Origin of the sequence: Rhodococcus sp. OK519, assembly GCF_003051005.1 — a bacterium.
Taxonomy (GTDB): Bacteria; Actinomycetota; Actinomycetes; order Mycobacteriales; family Mycobacteriaceae; genus Prescottella.
In genome coordinates this window covers 176,426-198,736 of record NZ_QAOW01000010.1, presented here as the reverse complement: position 1 = coordinate 198,736, position 22,311 = coordinate 176,426, and the positions used below count along the sequence as shown (strand labels likewise).

The following is a 22,311-nucleotide window of genomic DNA, read 5'->3' as shown; positions in this document are numbered from 1 at the left end:
CATGCCTCTCCTGCCGTTCACAGGGATCGCTCCACTCCCGACTACCCACACATGAGATGAGCAGGCGCGAAATCGCCTGACCCCCCGAGGAAGAAGATGAATACAAGCATGTCGAAGCGAACCCCACTTCTGAAATGGCCAATCGCCGGCTGCGCCGCCGCCGTCCTTCTGTTCGGCGCCGTCGCGTGCGGTGGTCAGTCCGATGACAGTGGCGACAGCACACCCGAGTCCAGTACGTCCTCGAGCCAGGTCGCTCCCAGCACCGCGTCGTCGACAACAATGTCGCCGCGCGCGACGACGGTCCCCGCTGCGGCTACAGTCCCCGCCACCGCGGCCGTCCAGATCCCGACCACGACGCCGGCTCCACCGCCGCCGGTTCAGCAGGCCCCGGCGCCCGCTCCCGCCCCGGCCCCGGCTCCGGCTCCGGCTCCGGCTCCGAGCAATGTCAGCTTCAAGAACTGCAGCGAGGCCAAGGCTGCGGGTGCCGCTCCGATCTACAAGGGTGAGCCCGGCTACTCGACCAGTCTGGACCGCGACAAGGACGGCATCGCCTGCGACAAGTAGTCCGTCGACTCAGGTGTCCAGGAACCGGTCGAGGTGGGGGACGGCCTTCTGCGCGGTCTTCGCGTTCAGGCCGTCCCCGATCGCCTGCAACTTCCAGACACCGTCCTGGCGGTAGACCTTCGCCATGACCGCAGCGGTGAAGGGCATTCCACCCTGCAACGTGAACCGGGCCAGTTCGGTGCCCTGCGGCGCGTCGACCAAGCGGCAGAACGCGTTTGCGACCTGCTCGAACGTCTGCCCGCGAAACGAGGTGACGAGGAAGAGCATGCTGGTCACCCGGGGGGCGACGCGGGTGAGGTCGACGGTGATCACCTCGTCGTCGCCGTCGCCGTCTCCAGTGAGATTGTCCCCGGAGTGCACTACCGAGGCGTCATCGGACTTCAACTGGCCGAAGTAGACAACGTCGGCAACCTTGGTGCCGGCGAACATCACGGCCGAGGCGTCCAGGTCGATGTTGGCGGTACGCGACCCGAAGCGTCCTCGGCTACTGACCGGATCCCAACCCAGTCCCATCCGGATCTGGGTCAGCGCCACGCCACCGTCCTTACGGAGCGTGACCTTCTGCCCCTTGCTGAGATTCACCCGCTTCTTCTTGGTGAGGCTGATCTCGGGAGCCTGCGGCGGTGCGGGCGCCGGCGGTGCGGGCGGCACGGCGGGCGCGGCGGCGGCGCGGGTCGATTCCGGTGCGGGAGTAGGTGCATCGTCGACGGACACACCGTGATCGGTGACCAGCGCGGCGAACCCGCCGGCGTAACCCTGGCCGACAGCGCGCACCTTCCACGAGCCCTGGCGCCGGTACAGCTCCAGCGCGATGACGATCGATTCCGTGTCCAGCCCGTCGATGCGGTACTCGTAGAGCACGTTCCCGGCGGTATCGGAAAGGCAGGCACTCGGCGGCGCAGAGCGACCGAAGCTGCTCGTCGCGTCGTCGAGGGTGATGACCGCACGCACCTGCTCCACATCTGCAGGAATAGCGGACAGTGACACCGCAAGTTCCGCGGTCCGCCCCGGCGCACCTGGCTGCAGACGCACGCCGGGCCCGGTGGGCTGGTTGAAGAACACGAAATCCTCGTCGGAACGAACCTTGCCGTCCGCGGTGACCAACAGTGCGGACAGGTCGGCGGCCGCGGCGAGGGCGATCGAGACGACGACATCGTTCACGGCCAGGGCGGCGTTCTGTCCCTTGGTGAGCTCTTGGGGCACGGCGATCATCCTCTACTGGTGGACGGTTGGGATCTCGGTCAGATACGTGCAGTGGCACCGGTCGACGGGTTCGACCCGCCCGACACGGCCGGTACCACCGTGTCGTTGTCGGCATGCCGGAGGAACCAGCGCAGGATCTCCTCCCCCGCCGCGATTCCCCGCCCGGCGGTGACGGTCAGGCGGGGATGCTGCCAGTCGAGCGCGTCGAGTTCGCCGTGGCGCGGTCGGATCGCGGCGTCGGCGGCCGCGAGCATGTCGGCGTCGAGAGCACCGTCGCCGGCCGCGAGCGTCATCGAGCGCTCCGCGATCGAGCCGTCCGCGATGAGCCGCCTGCGGACCTCGGCGACTGCAGAACTCTTCGACACCGCGTCGGGCATGGTGTAGATCTTGCGCCCCTGTCGCGAGACGTTCCAGCCACGCGCGGCACACCATGCACCCCACTCGGCCTGGAAGTCGCCCGGCAACGTGGCGGGGTCGACCACCAGATAGCAGAAGAGCTCGTCCGCGACCCGGAAGTTGCGCACCCAGTCGTCGCTGATCCGAGACCGCAGTTCGGTGGTGATCTCTTCGAGCCCCGCCCCCGCGCGATGCGTGTCGTCATCGATAGCGCTGCGCCACATCGCGTCCGGGATCCCGTCGACGAGAATGTTGCCGCCGTTACTGGTGATCGCGTAGCGCCAGGGTCCGCCGGGCAGGGTGATGCGCCGGAACTGCTCGATCGTCCGGGTCGTGGTCGGTACCAGGGCCGCCGTCCGCGCCACCGCCTGCAGGAGCGCCGCCCCCGCCTCCGTGACGAACGACAGCGGTGCGCCGTCGTAGATCTCGACGCACCGCAGTTCCGACCGGGCCGCGGCCGCATCCAGGTCCATCGCGGCCCGCGAATAGATCATGGTGCGATCGAGGTCGGTGGCGACGAGAAAGGTCATGTCATGTCCTTGATCAAGCCCATGCAGGAGTAGGCAAGGTCGGGCACCACCTCGACCGGCACCCCACGGACACCCGCGAGCAGTCGGATGTGCGCGTGCTCCGGGGCGTCGAGATCGCGCACCAGGACCTTCCAGGGGACCCTGCGCAGGAGCACTCGGGTGGTCTCCCCCACACCGGGTTTGACGAAGTTGACCGTGGAGACGTCGTACCGGGCGCGGATCGCCTCGACCGAGACCCATCCGGCCCAGGTGGGTGTGCGATCGGAGGATCGGATCGCGGCGAGATCGTCCGCGACGGACTCCTTCACGTCGATGAAGCACGCACCGATCACGTCGAGCAGCTCGTTGGAGACGTCGGCGGCGGCGAGTTCGCGATAGAACTTGGCGCCGTGAAACTCACCGGGACCGATCAGTGCATCGTTGAGAACGGTGCGTGACACGAGCCCGGAGACCGTCGAATTGAGGCACGCCGACGCGATGAGGAAGTCGTCGCGGGTGCCGTAAGTACGCGCGCAGGCGCCCGGATCGGCCAGCACCGCGAGGTCGGGATCGAACACCGCCCCGCCCGCCGCGGCGTAGGCCGCCAGTGCAGCCTCGAGCTCCCGCGTGATCGCGCCCTTGCCGGTCCAGCCGTCGACGAACACGACGGATGCCGGATCATGATGGGCCGCAATATAGTCCAGCGCCGCGGTGTCGATTCCCCGATCCCGGACGATCGACACCGCGTAGTGCGGCAGGTCGAGCCCGTGCAGGTACATCGCCCACCGACGCATGAGGATCCCGATCGGGGTCCCGGCGCGCGCGAGAGAGACCAGCGTGATGTCGTGGCCGCGCTCGGCGAGGACGAGCTCGGTGACCACGCCCACCGCCCGGGCCAGTCGCTCGGCACTCTCGACCAGGACTTTGTCGAACAACTCCCGGTACTGCGCGTCGGGCTGGTACTCGACGGGCAGCGATTCCGCGTAGTGGGCACTGCCCGACTGGATGCGCCGCTCGCGCTCGGCGACGTCCGCCTCGAGATCCACCCCGGACAGATCCTTGAGCAGCCAGCGAACGTCGGCCGCAGGGTAGGACCCGAAGCCTGGGCCGGTCAGCGGCGCGGTCACGCCGGATCCTGTCGCGTGCGGGCGAGCAGCTGCGGGTCCGACGCCGGGACCACCGCGAGCAGGACGTCATTGCCGGCGGCGGTGAGCACGTCGAGGAGCCCACCCGAGCAGCGCAGCCGGTCGGTGTCGGCGGGGGAATCGGCGACGACGATCAACAGCGGACGCGCCGTCGGATCATCCGGCCAGTGGGCGTTGTACAGATACCGGGCCGCCGTGTCGTCCCGTTCGGGCGCGACGAAGGCGTATCCGCGACGCAGGGGGTAGCCGGGCTCGTCGAGCACGTATGCCGGTGAGCGCGTGGTGGTCTGGAACCGGACCGCCCGGCCGCGCTGCGCGAGCGCCGCGGCCAGTCGCAGCGGCAGGTACATCATCTCTTCGTGACCGATCACCACGGCCGGGCGGTCGCGGCCGATGCGGGATGCCACCGCGGTCGCGGCCGCGGCGATCGCCGCATCGAAGCCGGCGGCATCGGAGTACAGGAATCCGTGGCGTCCGCCGTCCGGCACGGCTGCCGGCCACGGCACCTCGATGCGCTCGACCGTGCCACGGTCGCCGGCGATCGGATTGAGAACCGGGTCCGGCAGCGCGACGACCCGCTCGGTCAGCCCCTCCGGCAGGACCGTGCGCCCACTGGCGAGGCTGACGAAGTCGATGCTGACCCCGAGCTCGGCTGCGGCCGCCTCCGTCTGGTCACGATGTTGCCCCGTCCGCATGTCGACCAGCGACGCGACGATGTAGCGGCCGCGAGGATGCTGTGTGTGCAGCGCCCGAATGGCGTCGATGGCCGTGGCTCCGGTGGAGATCTCGTCGTCGACGAGCACCATCGGACCGTCGTCGGCCAGCAGGGTCGGCGACGTGGGTTGCAGGAGATGACTCGTCGCGTGGGAGTGCCCCTCCTCGAACCCCGCGAAGGTCTCGGCTCCAGGCACATCGCGCCGGGTCGAATGCAGATAGCACCGGGCCCGCATCCGCGTCGCGACGCAGTGCCCCAGGCCGGTCGCGGTCTCGGCGAATCCCAGGACCGTGACGCCCACCTCGGATTCGGGACCGGCGGGGACTCCCAGCGCAGCGAGGACCAGGTCACCGAGTCGGTCACCGGCCGCGATGACGGCGTCCGGCACCGTGGGCAGGTGCTTGCCGAGGACCGTCGACACCAGCAGGTGCGCACGTCGCGGGTTGCGGCGCAGGCCCGGTTCGACGAGCTGCGGGACGGTGTAACCGGCATCGGAGTCGCGGTGGTCGAGTGCCAGCCCGAACTCGCGTGTCGCCCACGGCTGGGCCGGCGCGGCCGTCACCGGGTCACCAGTGCGGTCAACAGGTCGACGAAAGTCACGCCCTTCTTGGTGACCCCGAAGACCCTGGCTCGACACATCGTCGCGTGGGCCCAATTGCGGTGTGGACGAACCTCGTTCATCTTGTTCCTGTATCCCGACGCCTGCACACCGCCGACGGCCTCGCCGCCGAGGATGTCGAGTGCGTCGTGGTATTCCTCGTGGGTCACTGCGGAGAGCGCATGGACCGCCGCCACGTGGGACGGATGGATGACGGTCTTGCCCTGGATGCCGTTGGCCCTGTCCAGCGCGATCTCGCGCAGCAGTCCGTCGAGGTCGCGGCTGACGAGCTGCTGCCGGAACAGCACCGCGTCGTGCTCGGCGAACGGCGTGGCCCGGAGCATCGGCCGGAACATTCGCTCGTGGTCGGCGAAGTACTCCCACACCGGACCGGTGATGACGAATCCGCTCCCGTCCGCGCGGCCCAGGTAGTTCACGACGTCCGCGATCACGTCGACGACCACCCGCACGTCGTAGATGGTGAGATCCCGGTCCCGCCGGATCCCGAACGTACTGCACATGTCGGTCGCACCCAGCCGGACCGCGAGGACGCGATCACGATGGTGCGCAAGCAGTTCACCGACGGCGTGCAACTCGACGTCGCGGCTCTGCCGGTGCACCAGCTCCGGCGACTCGAGGACCGGCATCACGTACAGGTGTTTCCCGAGCCGATCGGACGCCTCCGCGACCTCGTCCAGGTAGGCGCCGCTCGCGCTGGTGAACTTCGGGACCACGAAGCCGGTCAACGCGACGACACCGGTCGTGAGCGCATCCGTGATCGCCCGGATCCCGCCGGGCGTCCGAACCCGCACGAAGAGCAACATGTTCGCCGCCGCGGTCCCGGCGAGCTCGTCCAGCGTCGCAACCACATTGGCCATGCCCGCCTCGACCTCGTCGTCCGCGACGGCATCCTCGAGGTCGAGCACCATCGAGCACACGCCCTCACCGCCGCGGCGCAGGATCGTCGCAGTGAGGTCGTCGCGCGTGGCCGGCACGTACAACGTCGCGCCGAGCGCGACGGCCAACACGTCCCGGTCCGCGCTGTCGTCGAATGCCTCGCTCGGATGCAGGAACAGCGCATCGGCGGTGGCGGGGTCGAGATGATGGAAATGCCTCATCGCGCACGACTCGGTGGTGGTACCCCATGTCATGGTGTGGCGCTCTGCCCTCTCATGCGTTGCACAATTCCAGCGACGAAACTCGACACGGCGTCGAGGTCGGTGATGAATGCCCAATAGTCCGGATGAGTTCCGGTCAGACGGTCGACGGCTCGTTCGATCCGATCTACCTGAGCGTCCAGTGCGGAACCCCACTCCGCGGCCAGCCCCGAATTGACCGCGAGCAACTGGGCGTCTCGAAGCCGAAAGCGTACGGCATCGACCTTCGAGCGCGGGTCGGCGCGTATCTCCCGCAGGAGCCGAAGCCGATCGGTGACCGCGTCGACGAGGCCCTCCGCGTCCGCCAGCATTGCGCGCACTCGCGCGGTCAGTTCCAACGCGAGGTCGGGGTCGCCCGCAGCGAGCGCCGCCCCGGCCTCCGCGAACAGCGCCGCGGACCGATCGATCAGGCGCACACTCTCGCGGTCGTTGCCGACCAGGTCGTCCGAACTCGCAGCGTTGAACTCACGCAGGATCGACGAGTACGCCGGGCCGAGGTCACCGGCCCGATGACGCACCGCGGCGATCCGTGTCGTGACCGACGACAGCGCATTTCGCGCCTGACGCTCCCGATCCGGTGCGGCCGCCAACGCGGATCCCAGCTCGGCCGCCGCGTCGTGGAGTCGCGCGGCCGCATCGCGGACCGCACGGATGTCGCCCTGGGCGTCGGCGCCGGCCAGCAGCAGCGAGGCCTCGTCGACGGCGGCGAGACCGGCCCGGATCGACGAGTAACCGGCGAACGGGCCGGCCGCGCTCCGCCGCGCCGCGTCGGCGGCGGCCCGCGACTCCCGTGCTATCCGCGGAATCGCGTCGAGCAACGACGCAGCATGCTCGAGGTGCGCACGGTGGGTGCCGTAGAACTCGTCCACCAGGTGGGCCGCATCGATCAGCGCTCGGGTGGTCGCGTCGAGGTCGGACACCGTGGCCCGTCCGGCGTCGGCGGCGTCGCACAGTTCCAGGTAGCGACTGCCGACCTCGTAGCAGCTGTCGCGCACAGCCTGCCACTGCCGGTGGACACCTTTGTCCGGATAGAGCCGATTCGATGCCGCAACCGACGACTCGGCGATACGCTGACGGCCGTCCAGGTCGAGGAACGCGGCGGTCATGGCTTCGCGGGCACGGCGCATCGCCTCGTCCTCGTCGCGGGACTCTCCGAAGAGCCGTCCCGACCATCTACCGGCCACCGCTGCATCGTACTGGTTTGTCCCGATTCGCGGCCCGGCCACCGGTGGTGTAACGCGATGTCAGACCCACCGATAAGGTGTTGCTGCACGATCGCTGTAACTCGACATATCGGGCACGTGGCCGAAGGTTAGTGCCTGGTTCCACACCACCGAAAGGACTCCTCGATGGGTGTCAGCTTGACCAAGGGCGGAAACGTCTCCCTCACGAAAGAGGCGCCGAACCTCACGGCGGTTGCGGTCGGCCTCGGCTGGGACGTGCGCAGCACCACCGGCACGGACTTCGATCTCGATGCCAGCGCGATCGCCGCGGGCGCCGACAAGAAGGTGATCTCCGACCAGCACTTCGTCTTCTTCAACAACCTGCGCTCGCCCGACGGCTCGATCGAGCACGCCGGCGACAACACCACGGGTGAGGGCGACGGCGACGACGAGGTCATCAACGTCGATCTCGCGGCCGTTCCGGCGACCATCGAGAGCATCTTCTTCCCGGTCTCGATCTACGACGCCGATACCCGCGCGCAGTCGTTCGGCCAGGTCCGCAACGCGTACATCCGCGTTGTCGACCGCGCCAACGGCAACGAGCTGGCCCGCTACGACCTGTCCGAGGATGCCTCGACCGAGACCGCGATGGTCTTCGGCGAGCTGTACCGCCACGGCGCCGAGTGGAAGTTCCGCGCGGTCGGCCAGGGCTACGCCTCCGGCCTGTCCGGCATCGCCCGCGACTACGGCGTCAACGTCTAGTCGTTCCGGCACGTTCCACCGCTCCACCTGTGCGTGCGGCCGCGTGATCTCGACGTAGATTTCGCGGCCGCGCGTGCCGGGAACCCCGGAACGCCGACGCAGCGGCGGGCCGGTCACATTGCACAGCAACAGTTTCCGCGGAGCATCCTCGCTCCGTGTCCGAACACCCCGCTGCCACAAGAGGAAACAGACCATGAGCGTCACGCTCGCCAAGGGGGGCAACGTCTCCCTCTCGAAGCAGACCGACAACCTGACGACCGTCGCTGTCGGCCTCGGTTGGGATGAACGAGCCTCCACCGGAGTCGCATACGACCTCGACGCGTCGGCCCTGCTGACCGGTGCGACCGGCAAGGTTCTCTCCGACCGGCATTTCGTCTTCTACAACAACCTGCGATCACCGGACGGGTCGGTCGAGCACACCGGAGACAACCTCACGGGTGACGGCGACGGCGACGACGAGGTCATCAACGTCGACCTGATCGCCCTGCCCGCCGAGGTGACCAGCATCTTCTTCCCCGTGTCGATCCACGACGCGGATTCGCGTGGCCAGTCGTTCGGCCAGGTGCGCAACGCCTACATTCGCGTCGTCGATCTGAACACCGGTATCGAGCTCGCCCGCTACGACCTGTCCGAGGACGCATCCACCGAGACCGCGATGGTCTTCGGCGAGGTCTACCGCCGCGGCGCCGAATGGAAGTTCCGCGCCATCGGGCAGGGCTACGCGTCCGGCCTGGCCGGGATCGCCCGCGACTACGGCGTCAATCTCGGCTGACCGAGTCACCTAACTCTGACGCCGGCCGCCACGGTCGGCACCCCTACAGAACGGCCGCACATGGTTCTTCGCATATTCGGCATCTCCATCGTCGTCACTGTGCTCTCTCTCATCGTGGCTGGGATCTACGGCGGCCCCGAGGCCGTCTTCCTGGTCGCGATCCTGTCCATCCTCGAGATCTCGCTGTCCTTCGACAACGCCGTCATCAACGCCACCGTCCTGCAGAGGATGAGTGAGTTCTGGCAGAAGATCTTCCTCACCATCGGCATCGTGATCGCGGTGTTCGGCATGCGGTTGGTCTTCCCGCTGGTGATCGTCTGGGCCGCTTCCGGTCTGGGCCCGGTCGAGGCGATGCGCTTGGCGCTCAACCCGCCCGCCGACGACGCTGCGTACTTCCCGGACGGCAGCGCGAGTTACGAGACGATCCTCACCGACGCGCATCCGCAGATCGCCGCTTTCGGCGGCATGTTCCTGCTGATGCTGTTCCTGAACTTCATCTTCGAATCCCGCGAGATCACCTGGCTCAGCTGGCTCGAGCGCCCGCTGGCCAAGATCGGGAAGCTCGATCAGCTCGAGGTCGTCGTCGCCGGCGGCCTGCTGCTGGCCACCTCGTTCCTGTTCGCGGACGACGAGAACCGTGGCACGGTCATGGTGGCCGGTGTGGCCGGCCTGATCCTCTACATCGTCGTCAACGGACTGGGCGAGCTGTTCAACCTGCCGGAGGAAGGCGAAGAGGCCGAGCAATCCCGTGGCGGTCCGACGAAGCTGGCGAAGGCCACCGGCAAGGCCGGCTTCTTCCTGTTCCTCTATCTCGAGGTCCTCGACGCATCCTTCTCGTTCGACGGTGTGATCGGCGCATTCGCGATCACCTCGGATCCGATCATCATCGCCCTCGGCCTCGGCTTCGTCGGCGCAATGTTCGTCCGCTCGATCACGGTGTTCCTCGTCCGCAAGGGCACCCTCTCGGAGTACGTCTACCTCGAGCACGGCGCGCACTGGGCCATCGGCGCCCTGTCGGTGATCCTGCTCGTGTCGATCGGCGTGCACGTCAACGAGCTCATCACCGGCCTCGTCGGAATCGTCCTCATCGGGGCCGCATTCATCTCCAGTGTCATCCGTAACCGCAAGGCCGGCAACGGCGGCGACGGGGACCACGTCCCCGAGCGCACGCCCGCCGCAGTCGGCTGACCCGACTCGAACCGAAGGAGCCCACGATGGCCATCGATTACACCCGCCGCCCCAACACTCCCCCGGCCGGCGCCGCGCCGCAGGGCGGTGTGAACCTCAGCAAGATCAGCCTCACCAAGAGTGCACCGAGCGTCAGCCTCACGAAGGCCGGCGAACGCCAGGGCACGATGCGCGTGAACCTGAACTGGTCGCAGACGCAGCCGGAGAAGAAGGGCTTCTTCGCGAAACTGTCCGGAGGCGGCCGGGTCGATCTCGACCTCGCGTGCCTGTTCGAGCTGACCGACGGATCGAAGGGCGTCATCCAGGCGCTGGGCAACAGCTTCGGCTCACTGAACACGGCGCCGTTCATCCAGCTCGACGGTGACGACCGCAGCGGTTCGGTCTCCGGTGGCGAGAACATGCACATCAATCTCGACCGGCCGGAGATGATCCGGCGGGTACTGATCTTCGCCATGATCTACGAGGGCGCCCCGAACTGGGCCGCAGTCGACGGCGTCGTCACGTTGTACCCGACGGTGGGACCACAGATCGAGGTCCGCCTCGACTCGGCCGACAACAACGCCCGCATCTGCGCGATCGCGATGCTCGAGAACAACGGCAGCGGCATCACCGTGAACCGTCTGGTCAACTACATCAACGGCAGCCAGTCCGACCTGGACGCCGCCTACGGATGGGGCATGCAGTGGCAGGCCGGCCGTAAGTAGGTTCGCTCCGACAACGCAGAAGCGGCAGCGCACGTGAGCACGTCACGTGCGCTGCCGCTTCTGTCCGTCCCCTAACGTCTTCCTTACCGCGCCCAACTCGGGCACTGCTGACGGCGACCCCCGCACACAACAACGCCCCCGGCGTTCGTGAGTCAACCGAACGCCGAGGGCACGAGATCAGAAGATCAGAGGTCGAACTCGGACGGGTCGATGCCGACCGCGAAGCAAGCTTCCTTGACGGCAGCCTTCTCGTGCTGGTCGAAGTTGCCGTCGGCGCCACCGATGATGATGCCGATCTGGATGACCGCGCGGGCCTGCTCCGGCTTGGACTTCAGCTTGCCGATGGTGGCGGTGGCCTCGACCTTGCCGAAGTCGAAGTCGCCGGCCAACTTGTCGCAGTACCAGTCGAACTTCTCGCGCAGTTCGGACGAGTCGAACACCTGGAGCGACTGGTTGTTCATGATGAGGGCTGCCGTCTTCTGACGCTCGGCCGGATCGATGCTGCCGTCGGCGGCCGCGATCAGCGCGCACATCGCCATGGAACCGTTCGCGAATTCCTTGTTCTTGAACTGTGCGGTCTTCGTCTGGAGCTGTCCGCTCATTTCCTGAGTCTTGGCCTTGAGCTGATCCCAAAATCCCATGAGATTCCTCCTCGTTCACGCTCTGTATCCGCAGGACACGGTCCGTGCCAGCCTAGCGGAATCGGACAGACCGGATACCGCCGCCATCTCCCCGCGGGGCACGTCCGGGCGTATTTCGGGGAGGGGACCACGATCGATTCGTAGGCCCCGCATGGGATGATCGGGGCATGCCGTCATCGTCACCGCTGCCCTTGGATCCGATCGAGGAAGCGCACCGCCAGTGGACCGAGCACGGTTGGGGCGCAGTGGCCGACGGGATGGCGGCCGTGACGTCGGTGGTGCGGGCGCAGCAGATCATGATGGCGCGGGTCGACGAGGCCCTCAAGCCTTTCGGGCTCACGTTCTCGCGCTACGAATTGTTGACGCTACTGACCTTCACCCGCAGTGGTGCACTGCCGATGGCGAAGGCCAGTGCGCGCCTCCAGGTTCACCCGACCAGTGTGACCAACGCCGTCGACCGTCTCGAGGCCGCAGGCTTGGTAAGACGCGTGCCGCACCCCACCGACCGTCGCGCGACGCTCGTCGAGATCACCGACGCGGGACGGGACATCTCGCGTCGCGCGACGGAGTCCCTGAACGAGAAGGTGTTCGCCGAGCCCGGATTGGCACCGGACAAGCTCGACTCGCTCATCCGCATCCTCACCGAACTGCGCCATCAGTCAGGCGATTTCGACACCGGCGACCAGCCGGGCAAGTGGCACTGACGCAGATCGTCGAATAGCCGGCCGCCGCACTATCGCAGGAGATCTCGTGCGACCTTCTCGATCCTGACGACACTGTCGAACTGGTCCTCGCCGATGCCTTCTCGTAGCCTGTCCTCGATGTCGGCGGCGAGTTCGTCCGCCTCGTCGATCGTCTTCGCGCCGAGCGCGGTCAGCCGGACCTCGACAAGCTTCTGATGCAAGGGTGACGCCCGGCGGCTGACGAGACCCTTGCTCTCGAGCGTCGACAACATGGTGGCGATCGACTGCGGCGTCCCCAACCCGGTTCGCGCGAGCTGCGCCGCGGAGCTGGGCTCGAGGTGCTTGACGGCCAGCAGTGTCGAATACTGCGGGACCGTGATGTCGAGCGGGCGCAGCGCAGTCGCCTTGGCTTCGATGATCAGCTGTGAAATTCGCCGAATGCGCGTGCCGATCCGATCGTCGAGCACCTGGGACAGGCGATCGATGTCTGCATCCTCCGTCAACGACTCAACTCCTCCGTCTACGCATCCTCTGGGTTGTCAGAGTATTGCGAACCCTCACCCGGCGGACCAAGTGTTCCGAGACCTGACAGGCCGCGCTCTTGCCAGTTGCCGTCTACCCGCATGCATTCACATGAAAGCACTCATACACATAACAGAATGTTGCTACCTTCCCGAGAGCCGGTACCGCACCGGACTGTCACGAGAGGAGCATCCACATGCGCGGACAGACGGCCGACCCTACGGACGTGGACGTCACCTACGAAGGGAGCCGGCGAGAGATCGCCACCGACACAGGGATACTGCGCTATCACGAAGCCGGCGACGGACCGCCGTTGCTCCTGCTGCACGGCTCCGGAATCGGCGTGAGCGGGTGGCGCAACTACCGCGACAACCTCGATACCTTCGCCCGGCACTTCCATTGCTACGTGCTGGAGTTCCCCGGCTTCGGCATCAGCGATCCGGTCGACGGCAATCCGGTGATCACCGCCGCCTCCTCGGTGACGAGATTCATGGACGCACTCGACATCGAATCCGCTGCGATCATCGGTAATTCGATGGGCGGCGTCGTCGGCGCGAACGTCGCGATGGAGCATCCGGAACGCGTCGGAAAGCTCGTCACGATCGGTGGCGTCGGTCCGAACATCTTCAGCCAGAGTCCGAGTGAAGGCTCACGGCTGCTCCGCGACTTCGCCGACGATCCCAGCCGGGAAAAGCTGATTCGATGGCTCGAGTGCATGGTGTACGACCCCGCAGTCGTCACCGAGGAGAGGATCGACGAAAGTTGGGCAATTGCGAATGCCCCGCAATCACATCGGACCCTCGCCGCGGTGCACGGATCGGCAGCACTCGCTGCACGACAACTGATGCTGACCGACTCGTCGCGCCCGCCGTACTGGTCGATGATGCACAAGATTCAGTGCCCGACCCTGTTCACGTGGGGGCTCGACGACCGGCAGTGCCCGCCGGACATGCCACTCGTCCCGCTACGGCTGGTCCCGCATGCCGAGCTTCACATCTTCCCCAACTGCGGACACTGGGTCATGGTGGAGGCCAAGGAAGCGTTCGAGCGCGTCACCCTCGAATTCCTGCTCCGCTGAAGTGCTCCTAGTGATGACCGAAGCTCGGGTCACGCTTCTCGGTGAACGCGGCCATGCCTTCCTTCTGGTCCTGCGTCGCGAAGGCCGAGTGGAACACGCGCCGCTCGAAGCGGACGCCCTCGGACAGCGTCGACTCGAACGCGCGGTTGACGGACTCCTTGACCATCATCGCGATGGGCAGCGACATGTCGGCGATCTTCGACGCCGTCGCGATCGCCTCGTCGAGCAGGTCGATGGCGGGGACGACGCGCGCGACCAGACCCGCCCGCTCGGCTTCCTCGGCGTCCATCGTGCGGCCGGTGAGGCACAGGTCCATCGCCTTGGCCTTCCCGATCGCGCGGGTGAGACGCTGCGAGCCGCCGATGCCGGGCAGCACACCGAGCTTGATCTCGGGCTGACCGAACTTGGCGGAGTCGGCGGCGATCAGGACGTCGCACATCATCGCGAGTTCGCAACCGCCGCCGAGCGCGTATCCGGCGACCGCCGCGACGATCGGCTTGCGCGCTGCCGCGATCCGGTCCCAAGCCGAGAACCAGTCGTCGATGTACATGTCGATGAAGGATTTGCTCTGCATCTCCTTGATGTCGGCTCCGGCGGCGAACGCCCGCTCCGAACCGGTGATGAGGATCGAGCCGATGCCCCGGTCCTTCTCGAAGTCGTCGACGGCGGCGACCATCTCCGACATCAACTGCGCATTGAGGGCGTTGAGCGCCTCCGGCCGGTTCAGCGTGATCATGCCCACGCGTCCGGTGCGTCCGACCTGAATCGTCTGGTAGTCCGTCATCGAGTCTCTCCGTTCGATCTGTCCCTGATGTCCCTGATGATCGCCGAGAAGTCCTCGCCGCCGTGCCCGGTCTCGTGGAAGCGCCGGTACAGTTCGGCGGCGCGCATGCCGAGTTCGGCGTCGACGCCGTTGGCACGCAACGCACTCGCTGCGAGGCCGAGGTCCTTGTCCATGAGCGCGGCGGCGAACCCCGGCTCGTAGTCGTTGTTCGCCGGACTGGTCGGCACCGGACCCGGCACCGGGCAGTTGGTGGTGAGCGCCCAGCACTGGCCCGACGCGTTGGAGGCGACGTCGAACAGCGCCTGGTTGCTCAGCCCCAGCTTCTCCCCCAGCACGAACGCCTCGCCGACCGCGATCATCGAGACACCGAGGATCATGTTGTTGCAGATCTTCGCGGCCTGTCCGACGCCCGGGCCACCGCAGTGGACGACCTTGCGCCCCATCACCTCGAGCAGCGGGCGCACCGCCTCGAAGTCCTCGTCGGCGCCGCCCACCATGAACGCGAGAGTGCCGGCGGCCGCGCCCATCACGCCCCCGGACACCGGCGCGTCGATGCCGCGATGTCCGGCCTGCTCGGCCAGTTCGTGGGCGGTGCGCGCGTCGGCGACGTCGATGGTCGAGCAGTCGACGAACAGCGTGCCGTGACGCGCCGCCCCCAGCAGCCCACCCTCGTAGAGGTCGTGCACGTGCTTGCCACTGGGCAGCATCGTGATCACGACGTCGGCCTCGGTGGCCGCCTCCGTCGCGGATCCCACGACGGTGACACCGTCCCGGCCGGCCTGTTCGAGTGCGGCGGGCGCGAGATCGAATCCACGCACCGGATATCCGGCCTTCACGAGGTTCGCCGCCATCGGCCCACCCATGTGACCCAGGCCGACGAAGCCGACGGTGATGTCACTCTTGCTCATCGCAGTTCCTCCCCACTCACGAGCGCTGCGGCCAGACCGAGTTCGGTCTCCCCCAGCGGCTCGAAGAATCGATCCACGTGTTCGTCGGTGACCGCCTCGAGTGCCGACGGTGACCATGCGGGGTTACGGTCCTTCTCTACCACCTGCGCGCGGATGCCCTCCACGAGATCGTGGGATTGCAGGCAGGCCAACGACACCCGGTACTCCTGGTCGAGCACCGCTTCGAGGCTGTCGAGGTCGCGTGCCTGCCGCAGCGCCCGCAACGTCACCTTCGCGGCGGTCGGGGACTTCGCGAGGATCTGTTCAGCGGCTGCGGCGGCCTCAGGGACGCCGCTCGATCGCAGGTTTTCGACGATCTCCTCGACCGTGTCGGCCGCGTAGGCGGTGTCGATCCAACTCTGCTGCGCCGCCAGTTCCGATTCCGGAGCCGGCTGCGCGAAGCGAGCGGCCGCGTCGTCCACCGAACCGTCGGCGAGTGCCTGCTCGAACTCGCGGAGCCGGTCCGACGGCACGAAGTGGTCGGCGAAGCCGCAGTGGACGGCGTCGCCCGCCGACAGTCGAGCGGTCGTCAGCGCGATGTGGGTACCCAGTTCGCCGGGTGCCCGCGACAGCAGATGGGTGCCGCCGACATCCGGGACGAATCCGATTCCCACCTCGGGCATTCCGATCATCGAGCGTTCGGTGACGACCCGGACGTTGCCGTGCGCCGAGACACCGACACCGCCGCCCATGACGATGCCGTCCATGATCGCGACGTACGGCTTCGGGTAACGCGCAATCGCGGCGTTGAGGACGTACTCGTCTCGCCAGAAATCTTTCGATCCGCTGCCGCCCTCACGGGCGTCGTGGTAGATCGACACGATGTCGCCGCCCGCGCACAGCCCGCGCTCACCGGCGCCGGTGAGAAGCACGGCCTTGACGGACGCGTCGTCGGCCCACTCCAGCAGCGCCGACGCCATCGCCCGCACCATCGAGTGGTTCAGCGCATTGATCGCCCTCGGCCGGTTGAGGGTGAGGCGGCCGACGCCACCGACACGTTCGACGAGAACTTCTGCTTCGCTCACGCCGCACCCGCCGATCCCACGACCGACCGGGCCACGACGACCCGCATGATCTCGTTGGTCCCCTCCAGGATCTGGTGCACCCGCAGGTCTCGCACGATCTTCTCCAATCCGTATTCCGCCAGGTAGCCGTACCCGCCGTGCATCTGCAGTGCCTCGTTCGCGACCGTGAACCCGGTATCGGTCGCGAAGCGCTTGGCCATCGCGCACAGTTCCACCTTGTCCGCGGCGTCCGCATCGAGCGCATCTGCGGCCCGCCACAGCAGGGTGCGCGCCGCCTCGAGTTCGATCCTCATGTCCGCCAATCGGAACTGCAGCGCCTGCGATTCGACGAGCGCCGCACCGAACGCCTTCCGTTCCGTCAGGTACCCGACGGCCTTGGCGAGCGCGGCCTGCGCTCCACCCACCGAACACGCGGCGATGTTGAGCCGTCCACCGTTGAGTCCCTTCATCGCGATGCGGAAGCCCTCGCCTTCGCCGCCGAGCAGGTTCGCAGCCGGCACCCGCACCTCGTCGAGGATCACCTGCCGCGTGGGCTGGGCGTTCCAGCCCATCTTCTTCTCGTTGGCGCCGAACGACAGCCCTGGCGAATCCTTCGGCACAATGAACGCCGAGATACCCCGGGCCCCGTTATCGCCGGTGCGGGCCATCACGACGTAGATGTCGGACGTTCCGGCACCGGAGATGAACTGCTTGACGCCGGTGAGCAGGTAGTCGTCGCCGTCGCGAACAGCCTTGGTGGACAGAGCCGCCGCATCGGAGCCGGCTCCGGGCTCGGTGAGGCAGTAGCTACCGAGCTGCTCCATCGACGCGAGGCCGGGCACCCAGCGCCGACGCTGCTCGTCGTCGCCGAACTCGTCGATCATCCACGTGACCATGTTGTGGATCGAGATGTACGCGGCGATCGACGGGCAGCCCGTCGCGAGTTGCTCGAAGATGCGGACGCCGTCGAGCCGGGTGAGACCCGATCCGCCCACGTCCTCGCGGATGTAGATGCCGCCCATGCCGAGCGCCCCGGCCTTGCGGAGCACGTCCACCGGGAAATGCTTGGTCTGGTCCCACTCGATCGCGTCGGGTGCCAGGTATTCCGCGGCGAAGTCGCGCGCGGTCTCGCTGATCGCTCGCTCGTCGTCGGAAAGTCTGAACATTGTTGCCTTCGTTTCTAGTTCGTCGTCGGTATGACGCTGTCGCTGCCGTCGTCAAAGAGATTTCGCGATGATCCCCTTCAGGACCTCGTTGGCACCCGCGTAGATCTCCTGCACCCGCGCGTCCTCGTACATGCGGGCAACGAGGTACTCACGCATGTACCCGTAGCCGCCGTAGAGCTGCACACAGCGGTCGACGACCTCGCACTGTTTGTCGGTGAGCCAGTACTTCGCCATGGCCGCCTCGGCCGCGTCGAGGTCGCCGCGCAGGTGCTCCTGGATGCAGTGGTCGAGGAACACCTCGCACGTGCGCGCGATGGTCTGGCACTCGGCGAGTTCGAAAGCCGTGTTCTGGAACTCGAACAGGCTGTGGCCGAACGCCTGCCGAGACTTGACGTAGGCGACGGTCTCCTCGACGGCCCGATTCATCGCACCCGACGCCTGGGCGGCGATGATCAGCCGCTCCTGGACGAGTTGGGCGATGAGCTGACCGAATCCCTGCCCCTCCGCCCCCAACACGTTCGACACGGGAACCCGCACATCGACGAACGACAACTCGGAGGTGTCCGCGGCATGCTGCCCCACCTTGTCGAGCACCCGTCCCACCGTGAATCCGGGGCAATCCCGCAGGTCGACGATCAACAACGAGATTCCCCTGGCGCCGGCCTTGGGATCGGTCTTGACCGCGAGGACGATCATGTCGGCGGAGGAGCCGTTGGTGATGAACGTCTTGGCACCGTTGACGACGTAGTGGTCGCCGTCCCGGACGGCGGACGTCCGGATGGCCTTGAGGTCGGAACCTGCGCCCGGCTCGGTCATCCCGATGGCGCCGAGGATCTCCCCGGACGCCATGCCGGGCAGCCAGGTCCGCTTCTGTTCCTCGGTGCCGTACTCGTTGACGTAGTGCGCGACGATTCCGCTGTGCACGGAGATCCCGAACGCGAGGTCGCCCGCATACCCCTGTGCCTCGAACACCGCGAGATCGTGTGCGAACGTGCCTCCGCCGCCGCCGTACTCCTCGGGAATCGAGCAGCAGAGCAGTCCGAGCTTGCCCGCCGTGTGCCACACGTCGCGATCGATGCGGCGCTGCGCCTCCCACTTGTCGTTGTGGGCGACGACCTCGCGTTCGAAGAACCCGGCCGCGAGTTCGGAGAGCGCCCGGACCTCGGAGTCGTGCCAGCCCGGCACGTACTTCTTCACCGCGTCAGTCCATCGTCGGGATGACGAAGTGGTCGGCGTGCTCCTTGAAGCCCGACGGCCAGCGCTGCGTCACCGTCTTGGTCTTGGTGTAGAAGCGGATCGAGTCCGGCCCGTGCTGGTTGAGGTCGCCGAATCCGGAATGCTTCCAGCCGCCGAACGTGTGGTACGCGATCGGCACCGGGATCGGGACGTTGACGCCGACCATGCCCACCTCGACGCGAGAGCAGAAGTCGCGCGCGGTGTCGCCGTCCCTGGTGAAGATCGCGACGCCGTTGCCGTACTCGTGCTCCGACGGCAGGCGCAGCGCGTCCTCGTAGTCGTGCGCGCGGACCACCTGCAGGACGGGACCGAAGATCTCCTCCTTGTAGATCCGCATGTCCGGGGTGACGCGATCGAACAGCGTTGCGCCGGCGAAGAATCCGTCCTCGTACCCCTCGAGCGTGAAACCCCGGCCGTCGACGATCAGTTCGGCGCCCTCGTCGACACCGATCCGGACGTAGTCGTTCACCCGCGCGAGAGCGTCGGCGCCGACGAGCGGACCGAAGTCGGCGGTCTCGTCGTCCGAGCGACCGATCTTCAGCTTCTCGACCCGTTCGGTGAGCTTCGCGACGAGCGCGTCGGCGGTCTCCTCGCCGACGGGCACCGCGACCGAGATGGCCATGCACCGCTCACCCGCGGAGCCGTAGCCGGCGCCGACGAGCGCGTCGGCGACCTGGTCGAGATCGGCGTCGGGCATGACGATGGCGTGATTCTTGGCGCCGCCGAAGCACTGCGCACGCTTTCCGTGCGCAGCCGCGGTCTCGTAGATGTACTGCGCGATCGGGGTGGAGCCGACGAACCCGACGGCCTTGACCCGCGGATCGGTGAGCAGTACGTCGACGGCACCCTTGTCGCCGTTGACGACGTTGAACACTCCCGGTGGCAGACCCGCTTCGAGGAACAGTTCGGCGAGACGCAACGGCACCGACGGGTCCCGCTCGGACGGCTTGAGGATGAAGGCGTTGCCGCACGCCAGGGCGGGCGCGGCCTTCCACAGCGGGATCATCGCCGGGAAATTGAACGGGGTGATGCCGGCGACGACGCCGAGCGGCTGACGCATCGAGTAGACGTCGATACCACTGCCCGCCGACTCCGTGTACTCGCCCTTGAGCAGGTGCGGGATGCCGGTCGCGAACTCGACGACCTCGAGGCCGCGCTGGATGTCACCCTTCGCGTCGGCGATCGTCTTGCCGTGCTCGGACGACAGCAGTCGGGCAAGCGGATCCATCTCGTCCTGGATCAGTTGCAGGAAGCGCATCAGCACCCGCGCCCGACGCTGCGGATTCCACGACGCCCACTCACGTTGCGCGTCCACCGCATTCGCGATGACAGCCTCGGTCTCGGCCTGGTCGGCGAGCGGAACACGGGCCTGCACCTGCCCGGTGTTGGGGTCGAAGACGTCGGCGAATCTGCCGGACCCTCCGGGGATTCGCTTGCCTCCGATGAAGTGAGAGAGCTCTCGAACGCTCATTGCCCGAACCCGTCCTTTGCTGGTCGCCGCGGAGCCACGAAGGAGACGCACGTCACTCCGTTATTTCTCGCTCATCCTATAGTTGGAAGTCCACGCAAGTCCAGGGTTTGATCCCGACATTTACCCGAAGCGCAGGTAGAGGCCGGAATCATCGGACAGAATGACGATCCGTACGCCTGGTTTCAGCGATCGCTTCCCGGACGGAGATCGGCAGATGGACTCCCTGAGCGAACCGATTCTCGACAGCCTCGACCATCCGTTCTCGCGACGGAGCTTCCTCGGTGGCGCCGGCGCCCTGCTCGTCGCGGGCATGGCCGGGGCAACTACCCACACGACGGCGTCGGCGCAGTCTGCGCCGGCCGCCGAACCCGGCAGTCTCCCGCACCGGCCCAACATCGTCGTCGTGATCACCGATCAGGAACGCCCCCCGATGTTCTGGCCCGCGGGCTGGGCCGAGGCGAACCTGCCGAATCGGAAACGATTGGCCGACACCGGAGTGTCGTTCGACAACGCATTCTGCAACGCAGCCATGTGCTCCCCCAGTCGCAGCACGTTCTTCACCGGTGTCTATCCCGCCCAGCACGGGGTCACCGCAACCTTGACCGAGGGCGGGACGGTCTCCCCCACGGAACCGACGCTGCCGCTGGACCTCCAGAACATGGCCAAGCTGCTCGACTCCGCCGGCTACAACGTCCACTACCGCGGTAAGTGGCACATGAGCAAAGGCGCCGCCGGCGGTGACCCGTCCAGCGCCGATGTGGCGGCGTACGGATTCCAGGGCTGGATTCCTCCCGAGGGCGGCCAAGACACCAACCCCGACCACTTCGGCGGCGGCTGCGCCGATCTCGACAGCCGGTACGCGGGCGAGGCCGTCGACTTCCTGCGCGGTCTCGATCCCGCCGACGACCGTCCGTTCGCACTGGTCGTCTCGTTCGTCAACCCGCACGACGTGCTCGCGTACCCGCAGACGTGGGACGCGATCAACGGAACCTGCGACAACTACGGATCCGATGCGCCCGGCATCTTCGAGCAGGGCATCGAGCTGCCGCCGACATACGACGAGTCCCTTGCCCTGAACTTCAAGCCCACGGCGCAGGTGCAGTCGCAGGTGCTGCTCGCCGCCGGACTCGGGCCGCTGCCCGGGCAGGAGGCGGCGCGCAACTACGTGAACTTCTACGCGTACATGCACAAGGTGGTCGACGAGCACATCGGCGCGGTCCTCGACGCTCTCGAATCCCGTCCGGGAATGCGGGATTCGACGGTCGTGATCCGGATGTCCGACCACGGCGAGATGGGCATGTCGCACGGTGGCCTGCGCCAGAAGGTGTTCAACGCGTACGAGGAGACCCTGCGGGTGCCGATGGTGATCAGCAACCCCGTGCTCTTCCCCGGCCCGGTTCGTACCGGCGCCCTCGCCACGCTGATCGATGTGATGCCGACGCTCGCGTCTCTCGCCGACGTCCCCGACCGGGCCGCGTGGGACTTCAAGGGCGTCGACCTGATGCCGGTCGTCAACGACGCGTCCGCCAACCCGTCCGCGCCCACGGCCGCCGTGCAGGACGTCGTCCACTTCACGTACGACGACCAGAACTGCGCCACCCCCGACGGGCAGAGCATCGTCACCCAGCCCAACCACATGCGCACCATCCGCGAACAGCGGTGGAAATACTCGGCCTACTTCGATCCGGCCGGTGTCACTCCACCGCAGTTCGAGATGTACGACCTACAGGCCGATCCGCTCGAAATGCACAACCGCGCAAACCCGTTGAACCTCAGCCAGTTCGACCCGGCCCAGGCCGTGCGGATGCACGCCAAGCTGTTCGACGTGATGGAGCGGTGTGGGACGACGCCGGCTCGCGGGCTGACTCCGATTCCGGTGGGGAGTTCGTAGCGCGCCGAGGGT

At 67.1% G+C, this 22,311-nt stretch carries 22 protein-coding genes; 8 read left to right on the top strand and 14 right to left on the bottom strand.

Going from position 1 to position 22,311, the window contains the following annotated elements; all coding sequences use genetic code 11:
• Window positions 1–96: 96 nt before the first annotated feature.
• Window positions 97–564, top strand: a complete 468-nt coding sequence (locus C8K36_RS22005; protein WP_107986957.1) for an excalibur calcium-binding domain-containing protein — start codon at window positions 97–99, stop codon at window positions 562–564.
• Window positions 565–573: 9 nt separating this feature from the next.
• Here C8K36_RS22005 and C8K36_RS22000 read toward each other — a convergent pair whose 3' ends face one another.
• The 6 genes from C8K36_RS22000 to C8K36_RS21975 are packed head-to-tail and all read right to left on the bottom strand — an operon-like array spanning window position 574 to window position 7,471.
• Entirely contained in the window at window positions 574–1,767 is a 1,194-nt protein-coding gene (locus tag C8K36_RS22000) for a TerD family protein (protein WP_107987071.1), read from the bottom strand.
• Between the two features lie 38 nt (window positions 1,768–1,805).
• Complete coding sequence (locus C8K36_RS21995) at window positions 1,806–2,693, bottom strand: HAD family hydrolase (protein ID WP_107986955.1); 888 nt, start codon at window positions 2,691–2,693, stop codon at window positions 1,806–1,808.
• The gene (locus C8K36_RS21990; protein WP_107986953.1) at window positions 2,690–3,799 is read right to left on the bottom strand and encodes a cysteine protease StiP family protein; all 1,110 of its coding nucleotides are present in this window, start codon (window positions 3,797–3,799) and stop codon (window positions 2,690–2,692) included. Before C8K36_RS21990 ends, C8K36_RS21995 begins: the two co-directional genes overlap by 4 nt.
• Entirely contained in the window at window positions 3,796–5,094 is a 1,299-nt protein-coding gene (locus C8K36_RS21985) for a phosphoribosyltransferase domain-containing protein (RefSeq protein WP_107986951.1), read from the bottom strand. The genes C8K36_RS21990 and C8K36_RS21985 overlap by 4 nt, the downstream gene beginning before the upstream one ends.
• Window positions 5,091–6,248, bottom strand: coding sequence for an HpcH/HpaI aldolase/citrate lyase family protein (locus tag C8K36_RS21980; RefSeq protein ID WP_107986949.1), 1,158 nt, complete (start codon window positions 6,246–6,248; stop codon window positions 5,091–5,093). The genes C8K36_RS21985 and C8K36_RS21980 overlap by 4 nt, the downstream gene beginning before the upstream one ends.
• A gap of 29 nt (window positions 6,249–6,277) precedes the next feature.
• Entirely contained in the window at window positions 6,278–7,471 is a 1,194-nt protein-coding gene (locus C8K36_RS21975; protein WP_107987069.1) for a hypothetical protein, read from the bottom strand.
• Window positions 7,472–7,636: 165 nt separating this feature from the next.
• On the opposite strand from C8K36_RS21975, the gene C8K36_RS21970 reads away from it, so the two are divergent.
• The 4 genes from C8K36_RS21970 (at window position 7,637) to C8K36_RS21955 (ending at window position 10,876) form a co-directional block, all read left to right on the top strand.
• A complete protein-coding gene (locus C8K36_RS21970; protein ID WP_107986947.1) occupies window positions 7,637–8,212 on the top strand; it encodes a TerD family protein in 576 nt (191 codons plus the stop codon).
• Window positions 8,213–8,405: 193 nt separating this feature from the next.
• The gene (locus tag C8K36_RS21965; protein ID WP_107986945.1) at window positions 8,406–8,984 is read left to right on the top strand and encodes a TerD family protein; all 579 of its coding nucleotides are present in this window, start codon (window positions 8,406–8,408) and stop codon (window positions 8,982–8,984) included.
• A gap of 60 nt (window positions 8,985–9,044) precedes the next feature.
• Window positions 9,045–10,172, top strand: a complete 1,128-nt coding sequence (locus C8K36_RS21960; RefSeq protein WP_107986943.1) for a DUF475 domain-containing protein — start codon at window positions 9,045–9,047, stop codon at window positions 10,170–10,172.
• 26 nt (window positions 10,173–10,198) lie between these two features.
• Complete coding sequence (locus C8K36_RS21955; protein WP_107986941.1) at window positions 10,199–10,876, top strand: TerD family protein; 678 nt, start codon at window positions 10,199–10,201, stop codon at window positions 10,874–10,876.
• A 185-nt stretch (window positions 10,877–11,061) separates the two neighbouring features.
• Here the strand turns inward: C8K36_RS21955 and C8K36_RS21950 are convergent, their stop codons facing one another.
• On the bottom strand, window positions 11,062–11,517 hold the full coding sequence (locus C8K36_RS21950; RefSeq protein WP_107986939.1) for a tellurite resistance TerB family protein: 456 nt from the start codon (window positions 11,515–11,517) through the stop codon (window positions 11,062–11,064).
• A 167-nt stretch (window positions 11,518–11,684) separates the two neighbouring features.
• On the opposite strand from C8K36_RS21950, the gene C8K36_RS21945 reads away from it, so the two are divergent.
• Entirely contained in the window at window positions 11,685–12,221 is a 537-nt protein-coding gene (locus tag C8K36_RS21945; RefSeq protein WP_107986937.1) for a MarR family winged helix-turn-helix transcriptional regulator, read from the top strand.
• A gap of 29 nt (window positions 12,222–12,250) precedes the next feature.
• On the opposite strand, the gene C8K36_RS21940 is transcribed toward C8K36_RS21945, so the two are convergent.
• Window positions 12,251–12,703 (bottom strand): MarR family winged helix-turn-helix transcriptional regulator, encoded by a 453-nt coding sequence (locus tag C8K36_RS21940; protein ID WP_107986935.1) that lies wholly within the window; start codon window positions 12,701–12,703, stop codon window positions 12,251–12,253.
• Between the two features lie 245 nt (window positions 12,704–12,948).
• Between C8K36_RS21940 and C8K36_RS21935 the strand changes: the two genes are divergently transcribed.
• On the top strand, window positions 12,949–13,800 hold the full coding sequence (locus tag C8K36_RS21935; RefSeq protein ID WP_107987067.1) for an alpha/beta fold hydrolase: 852 nt from the start codon (window positions 12,949–12,951) through the stop codon (window positions 13,798–13,800).
• A 7-nt stretch (window positions 13,801–13,807) separates the two neighbouring features.
• On the opposite strand, the gene C8K36_RS21930 is transcribed toward C8K36_RS21935, so the two are convergent.
• Genes C8K36_RS21930 through C8K36_RS21905 form a run of 6 tightly spaced genes read right to left on the bottom strand, consistent with a single transcriptional unit; the run spans window position 13,808 to window position 20,408 of the window.
• Window positions 13,808–14,584 carry an enoyl-CoA hydratase gene (locus tag C8K36_RS21930; RefSeq protein ID WP_107986933.1) on the bottom strand — a complete coding sequence of 259 codons (777 nt, stop codon included), beginning with the start codon at window positions 14,582–14,584 and terminating at the stop codon, window positions 13,808–13,810.
• Complete coding sequence (mmsB, locus tag C8K36_RS21925; protein WP_107986931.1) at window positions 14,581–15,492, bottom strand: 3-hydroxyisobutyrate dehydrogenase; 912 nt, start codon at window positions 15,490–15,492, stop codon at window positions 14,581–14,583. Before mmsB ends, C8K36_RS21930 begins: the two co-directional genes overlap by 4 nt.
• The gene (locus C8K36_RS21920; RefSeq protein ID WP_107986929.1) at window positions 15,489–16,556 is read right to left on the bottom strand and encodes an enoyl-CoA hydratase/isomerase family protein; all 1,068 of its coding nucleotides are present in this window, start codon (window positions 16,554–16,556) and stop codon (window positions 15,489–15,491) included. The genes mmsB and C8K36_RS21920 overlap by 4 nt, the downstream gene beginning before the upstream one ends.
• Entirely contained in the window at window positions 16,553–17,701 is a 1,149-nt protein-coding gene (locus C8K36_RS21915; RefSeq protein WP_107986927.1) for an acyl-CoA dehydrogenase family protein, read from the bottom strand. Before C8K36_RS21915 ends, C8K36_RS21920 begins: the two co-directional genes overlap by 4 nt.
• 51 nt (window positions 17,702–17,752) lie before the next feature.
• Complete coding sequence (locus C8K36_RS21910; protein WP_107986925.1) at window positions 17,753–18,898, bottom strand: acyl-CoA dehydrogenase family protein; 1,146 nt, start codon at window positions 18,896–18,898, stop codon at window positions 17,753–17,755.
• Between the two features lie 4 nt (window positions 18,899–18,902).
• Entirely contained in the window at window positions 18,903–20,408 is a 1,506-nt protein-coding gene (locus C8K36_RS21905; RefSeq protein WP_107986923.1) for a CoA-acylating methylmalonate-semialdehyde dehydrogenase, read from the bottom strand.
• A gap of 214 nt (window positions 20,409–20,622) precedes the next feature.
• Between C8K36_RS21905 and C8K36_RS21900 the strand changes: the two genes are divergently transcribed.
• Window positions 20,623–22,299 (top strand): sulfatase-like hydrolase/transferase, encoded by a 1,677-nt coding sequence (locus C8K36_RS21900; RefSeq protein WP_107987065.1) that lies wholly within the window; start codon window positions 20,623–20,625, stop codon window positions 22,297–22,299.
• Window positions 22,300–22,311 lie beyond the last annotated feature (12 nt).

What these genes read in the sequence shown, in the direction of transcription:
- C8K36_RS22005 (WP_107986957.1), top strand. Translation starts at nt 97, where the DNA reads ATGAATACAAGCATGTCGAAGCGAACCCCACTTCTGAAATGGCCAATC.
- C8K36_RS21995 (WP_107986955.1), bottom strand. Translation starts at nt 2,693, where the DNA reads ATGACCTTTCTCGTCGCCACCGACCTCGATCGCACCATGATCTATTCG.
- C8K36_RS21980 (WP_107986949.1), bottom strand. Translation starts at nt 6,248, where the DNA reads ATGAGGCATTTCCATCATCTCGACCCCGCCACCGCCGATGCGCTGTTC.
- C8K36_RS21970 (WP_107986947.1), top strand. Translation starts at nt 7,637, where the DNA reads ATGGGTGTCAGCTTGACCAAGGGCGGAAACGTCTCCCTCACGAAAGAG.
- C8K36_RS21965 (WP_107986945.1), top strand. Translation starts at nt 8,406, where the DNA reads ATGAGCGTCACGCTCGCCAAGGGGGGCAACGTCTCCCTCTCGAAGCAG.
- C8K36_RS21960 (WP_107986943.1), top strand. Translation starts at nt 9,045, where the DNA reads ATGGTTCTTCGCATATTCGGCATCTCCATCGTCGTCACTGTGCTCTCT.
- C8K36_RS21955 (WP_107986941.1), top strand. Translation starts at nt 10,199, where the DNA reads ATGGCCATCGATTACACCCGCCGCCCCAACACTCCCCCGGCCGGCGCC.
- C8K36_RS21950 (WP_107986939.1), bottom strand. Translation starts at nt 11,517, where the DNA reads ATGGGATTTTGGGATCAGCTCAAGGCCAAGACTCAGGAAATGAGCGGA.
- C8K36_RS21945 (WP_107986937.1), top strand. Translation starts at nt 11,685, where the DNA reads ATGCCGTCATCGTCACCGCTGCCCTTGGATCCGATCGAGGAAGCGCAC.
- C8K36_RS21930 (WP_107986933.1), bottom strand. Translation starts at nt 14,584, where the DNA reads ATGACGGACTACCAGACGATTCAGGTCGGACGCACCGGACGCGTGGGC.
- mmsB (WP_107986931.1), bottom strand. Translation starts at nt 15,492, where the DNA reads ATGAGCAAGAGTGACATCACCGTCGGCTTCGTCGGCCTGGGTCACATG.
- C8K36_RS21915 (WP_107986927.1), bottom strand. Translation starts at nt 17,701, where the DNA reads ATGTTCAGACTTTCCGACGACGAGCGAGCGATCAGCGAGACCGCGCGC.
- C8K36_RS21905 (WP_107986923.1), bottom strand. Translation starts at nt 20,408, where the DNA reads ATGAGCGTTCGAGAGCTCTCTCACTTCATCGGAGGCAAGCGAATCCCC.
- C8K36_RS21900 (WP_107987065.1), top strand. Translation starts at nt 20,623, where the DNA reads ATGGACTCCCTGAGCGAACCGATTCTCGACAGCCTCGACCATCCGTTC.